General features: G+C 57.0%; 6 protein-coding genes. 5 read left to right on the top strand and 1 reads right to left on the bottom strand.

Going from position 1 to position 5,110, the window contains the following annotated elements; genetic code table 11:
- Positions 1-44 precede the first annotated feature (44 nt).
- Positions 45-1,085: an NADP(H)-dependent aldo-keto reductase gene (locus HU811_RS24595; protein ID WP_186658591.1), complete on the bottom strand. Its 1,041-nt coding sequence runs from the start codon at positions 1,083-1,085 to the stop codon at positions 45-47.
- A 245-nt stretch (positions 1,086-1,330) separates the two neighbouring features.
- On the opposite strand from HU811_RS24595, the gene rplM reads away from it, so the two are divergent.
- The 5 genes from rplM (at position 1,331) to HU811_RS24620 (ending at position 5,010) form a co-directional block, all read left to right on the top strand.
- On the top strand, positions 1,331-1,759 hold the full coding sequence (rplM, locus tag HU811_RS24600; RefSeq protein ID WP_003205365.1) for a 50S ribosomal protein L13: 429 nt from the start codon (positions 1,331-1,333) through the stop codon (positions 1,757-1,759).
- 14 nt (positions 1,760-1,773) lie between these two features.
- Positions 1,774-2,166, top strand: coding sequence for a 30S ribosomal protein S9 (gene rpsI, locus HU811_RS24605; RefSeq protein ID WP_003205364.1), 393 nt, complete (start codon positions 1,774-1,776; stop codon positions 2,164-2,166).
- 257 nt (positions 2,167-2,423) lie between these two features.
- Positions 2,424-3,017 (top strand): ubiquinol-cytochrome c reductase iron-sulfur subunit, encoded by a 594-nt coding sequence (gene petA / locus HU811_RS24610; protein WP_092393824.1) that lies wholly within the window; start codon positions 2,424-2,426, stop codon positions 3,015-3,017.
- Positions 3,017-4,228 (top strand): cytochrome b, encoded by a 1,212-nt coding sequence (locus tag HU811_RS24615; RefSeq protein WP_092393821.1) that lies wholly within the window; start codon positions 3,017-3,019, stop codon positions 4,226-4,228. Before petA ends, HU811_RS24615 begins: the two co-directional genes overlap by 1 nt.
- Entirely contained in the window at positions 4,228-5,010 is a 783-nt protein-coding gene (locus HU811_RS24620) for a cytochrome c1 (RefSeq protein WP_092393818.1), read from the top strand. Before HU811_RS24615 ends, HU811_RS24620 begins: the two co-directional genes overlap by 1 nt.
- Positions 5,011-5,110 lie beyond the last annotated feature (100 nt).

Raw genomic sequence — 5,110 nt, forward strand, 5'->3', positions numbered from 1 at the left:
TCCTGTGGGAGCGGGCTTGCTCGCGAAGGCTTTTTACCAGTCGATCAAGGAGCAGGGTTCGGCTGATCCTTGTGAATCGCCTCGATCCCCGCCAGCACTTCATCGGACAGCTTCAGGTCGAAGCTTTCGATGTTGCTGTCCAGTTGCTCAAGGGTCGTGGCACCGATGATATTGCTGGTCACGAATGGTTGTCGGGTAACGAAGGCCAGGGCCATCTGCGCCGGGTCCAGGCCGTGTTCCCGCGCCAGGGCCACGTAACGGCTGCACGCGGCTTCCGATTGTGGATTGAAATAGCGCATGAAGCGGCTGTAGAGCGTCAGGCGGCCTTTGGCTGGCCGTGCACCGCCTTCATACTTGCCCGACAGGAAGCCGAACGCCAATGGCGAGTAAGCCAGCAGGCCACACTGTTCGCGGATGGCGATTTCCGAAAGTCCGATTTCGAAACTGCGGTTGAGCAGGTTGTAGGGGTTCTGGATCGACACTGCCCGAGGCCAGCCACGGGCTTCGGCCAGGGCGAGGAACTTCATGGTGCCCCACGGCGTTTCGTTGGACAGGCCGATGTGGCGGATCTTTCCGGCCCGGACCTGCTCGTCCAGGGCTTCGAGGGTTTCCTCCAGTGGGGTGAAATCTTCATCGGCCTTGTGCTGGTAGCCCAACTGGCCGAAGAAATTGGTGCTGCGTTCCGGCCAGTGCAGTTGGTAGAGATCGATCCAGTCGGTCTGCAGGCGCTTGAGGCTGGCGTCCACCGCTTCGACGATATGGCGGCGGTTGTGCTTGAGGTTTTTGTCGCGGATGTAGTCGATGGTGTTGCCGGGGCCCGCGATTTTGCTCGCCAGGATCCAGTCCGCGCGGTCGCCGCGGCTCTTGAAATAGTTGCCGATGTAGCGTTCGGTGGTGGCGTAGGTCTCGGCCTTGGGCGGCACCGGGTACATCTCGGCGGTGTCGATGAAATTGATCCCGGCACCCTTGGCGCGTTCGATCTGGGCGAAGGCCTCGGCCTCGCTGTTCTGCTCACCCCAGGTCATGGTTCCGAGGCACAGGGCGCTCACGTTTAGATCGGTACGGCCTAGCTGGCGATAATCCATCGGGAACTCCTTGGGCAAAACAATCATAAAAGCAGGTTGAATTATTTTTCGCAATCTGCATAATTGCGCACCTCTTTCTGCAGTGGAAGTGATGCGCCGCCGCCGAAGAATCTTGCCGTTGAACGGACGCGCCGACCCGAGCCCCCGAAAGCGTCTGTATCCGGCTGCCTTTGACTTGTCAAAGTACGCACTATTCAGTAAGATCCGCCGTCTAATTTACAGGGCGGCCCCTGAGGCTATAAAGAATGAAAACTTTTACTGCTAAACCGGAAACAGTAAAGCGCGACTGGTTTGTCGTCGACGCTGCTGGTCAGACCCTGGGTCGTCTGGCCACCGAAATCGCGAGCCGTCTGCGTGGCAAGCACAAGCCTGAGTACACCCCTCACGTCGACACCGGTGACTACATCGTAGTGATCAACGCTGAGCAAGTACGTGTTACTGGCGCTAAAACCACTGACAAAATGTACTACTCCCACTCCGGTTTTCCTGGCGGCATCAAGTCGATCAACTTCGAAAAGCTGATCGCCAAAGCCCCTGAGCGCGTGATCGAGACCGCGGTTAAAGGCATGCTGCCTAAAAACCCACTGGGTCGCGACATGTATCGTAAGCTGAAGGTTTATGCGGGCGCTGCTCACCCTCATACTGCTCAGCAGCCCCAAGAACTGAAGTTTTAACGGAATAGTTCATTATGTCGGCGACTCAAAATTACGGCACTGGCCGTCGCAAGACTGCAACCGCACGCGTTTTCCTGCGTCCGGGCACTGGTAACATCTCCATCAACAACCGCTCCCTGGATAACTTCTTCGGCCGCGAAACTGCCCGCATGGTAGTTCGTCAGCCGCTGGAACTGACCGAGACCGTCGAAAAATTCGACATCTACGTCACTGTTATCGGTGGTGGTGTAAGTGGTCAGGCTGGCGCAATCCGCCACGGCATCACTCGCGCCCTGATGGATTACGACGAAACTCTGCGCGGTGCACTGCGCAAAGCCGGCTTCGTAACTCGCGATGCTCGTGAAGTTGAGCGTAAGAAAGTCGGTCTGCGTAAAGCGCGTAAGCGTCCGCAGTACTCGAAGCGTTAATTTCGCTTCCGCTTTCAAAAGGCGCCCAGTTCCTCACGGAGCTGGGCGTTTTTTTTATGGGTGAAATAATTGCTCTGTGACAACTTGCCACATTCGCGAAGGCCCTATACTGCAAGGCTTGGCGGTTGGGTCGCTTGGTAATTACCTTGTCAGAACTGGGGCTTTTCATTACCATTCGGCAAAATTTTTATAAGTTCAGATTTTTACTTAGTAGACGCCTGATTTAACAGGCCACAAAGCTGATGGGAGAGGACTGAATGAGCAATGACGGCGTGAATGCAGGCCGGCGTCGCTTCCTGGTAGCAGCCACATCCGTGGTGGGTGCTGCAGGAGCGGTGGGGGCTGCGGTCCCGTTCGTGGGGTCATGGTTTCCCAGTGCCAAGGCGAAAGCTGCAGGTGCACCGGTGAAAGTGAATGTCAGCAAAATCGAGCCAGGCCAGCAGATGATTGCTGAGTGGCGCGGTCAGCCGGTATTCATCGTCCGCCGTACGGAGGAGATCCTGGGGAATCTGAAAAAGATCGAGGGCCAACTGTCCGATCCCACTTCCAAGAACTCGGACCAACCGGAGTACGTCAATCCCGAAACGCGCTCGATCAAGCCGGAAGTCCTGCTGCTGATCGGAATTTGCACGCACCTGGGTTGCTCGCCAACGTTCCGTCCTGAAGTAGCCCCTGCCGACTTGGGCAAGGACTGGGTCGGCGGTTATTTCTGCCCTTGCCACGGCTCCCACTACGACCTGGCGGGTCGCGTCTACAAATCGCAGCCTGCACCTCTGAACCTGCCAGTTCCCCCGCATTCCTATGAGACCGACGACATCATTGTCGTTGGCGTCGATACGGAGAAAGCGTGATGAGCAAATTCATGGATTGGGTTGATGCGCGCTTTCCCGCGACCAAAATGTGGGAAGACCATCTCAGCAAGTACTACGCTCCAAAAAACTTCAACTTCTTCTACTTCTTTGGCTCCCTGGCACTGCTCGTTCTGGTCAACCAGATCGTCACCGGTGTCTGGCTGACCATGAGCTACACCCCTTCGGCGGAAGAAGCGTTTGCCTCCGTCGAATACATCATGCGCGACGTCGAGTACGGCTCGATCCTGCGTCTGCTGCACTCCACAGGCGCCTCGGCGTTCTTCATCGTGGTTTACCTGCATATGTTCCGTGGTCTGCTCTACGGTTCGTACCAGAAACCACGTGAGCTGGTGTGGGTGTTCGGTATGCTGATCTACCTGGCGCTCATGGCTGAAGCGTTCATGGGCTATCTGTTGCCTTGGGGCCAGATGTCTTACTGGGGCGCCCAGGTGATCATCTCGTTGTTCGGTGCAATCCCGGTCATCGGCGATGACCTGACCCAGTGGATTCGCGGTGATTACCTGATTTCGGGCATTACCCTGAACCGCTTCTTCGCCTTGCATGTGGTGGCCTTGCCGATCGTGATCCTCGGCCTGGTGGTGCTGCATATCCTGGCGCTGCATGAAGTCGGCTCGAACAACCCCGATGGCGTGGACATCAAGAAGCACAAGGACGAAAACGGTGTACCGCTGGACGGCATCGCCTTCCACCCGTACTACACCGTGAAAGATATCGTCGGCGTGGTGGTATTCCTGTTCATCTTCTGCTCCATCGTGTTCTTCTTCCCGGAGATGGGTGGTTACTTCCTCGAGAAGCCTAACTTCGAGCAGGCAAACGCCTTCAAGACCCCTGAGCACATTGCTCCGGTCTGGTACTTCACTCCGTTCTACGCGATTTTGCGGGCGGTTCCAGACAAGCTGCTGGGCGTCATCGCCATGGGTGCGGCGATCGCCGTGTTGTTCGTCCTGCCGTGGCTGGACCGCAGTCCGGTCAAGTCGATGCGCTACAAAGGCTGGCTGAGCAAAATCTGGCTCTGGGTGTTCTGCATCTCGTTCGTGATCCTGGGTGTGCTGGGCGTACTCGCTCCAACACCGGGCCGGACGCTGCTGTCGCAGGTCTGCACCTTCCTGTACTTCGCCTACTTCATTCTGATGCCGTTCTACACCAGGCTCGAGAAGACCAAACCGGTTCCGGAAAGGGTGACTGGCTGATGAAAAAGCTATTTTCTGTACTGATTCTTGCTGCTATGCCTGTCCTGTCCTTTGCGTCCGCATCCGGTGGGCCCGAGCTGGAAAAGGTCGACATCGACGTTTCCGACAAAGCTGCCATGCAGGACGGCGCACGTACCTTCGCCAACTACTGCATGGGCTGCCACAGCGCTAAGTTCCAGCGTTACGAGCGTGTAGCGGATGACCTGGGCATTCCCCATGAGCTGATGCTCGAGAAGCTGGTGTTCACTGGCGCCAAGCTGGGCGATCACATGAACATCGGCATGCAGCCGACAGACGCCAAGTCCTGGTTCGGGGCTGCGCCGCCCGACCTGACTCTGGTGGCGCGCGTGCGTGGCACCGACTGGCTCTACGGTTACCTGCGTTCGTTCTATGAAGATCCTGCGCGTCCTTGGGGCGTGAACAACAAGGTCTTCCCGAACGTCGGTATGCCAAACGTTCTGGTCGGCCTGCAGGGTCGTCAGGTGGTAGGCTGCAAACAGGTTCAAATCGTCGAGGACGGCAAGAAGCAATACGATCCGCTGACCGGCACGGCTTTGACTCATGAAGCCTGCGATCAGTTGACCGTGCTGCCGAACACCGGCAGCCTGACTGAAGAGCAGTTCGACGAGAAGGTCAAGAATCTGGTGACCTTCCTGGCCTATTCGGCCAACCCGGTGAAGCTGGAGCATCAGCGCATCGGTACTTATGTGTTGCTGTATTTGGCGTTCTTCTTCGTATTCGCTTACCTGCTCAAGCGTGAATACTGGAAAGACGTGCATTGATAAAGCTGTAAACCGTTGCTGTTAATCGTGCGCGCCCAAGGGCGTCTCTGGATGTAACGAACCTGGTCAGCCGGGTGTTACGGGAGGCGCCCTTTGGGCG

This window comes from Pseudomonas tehranensis (assembly GCF_014268615.1).
Lineage (GTDB): Bacteria > Pseudomonadota > Gammaproteobacteria > Pseudomonadales > Pseudomonadaceae > Aquipseudomonas > Aquipseudomonas tehranensis.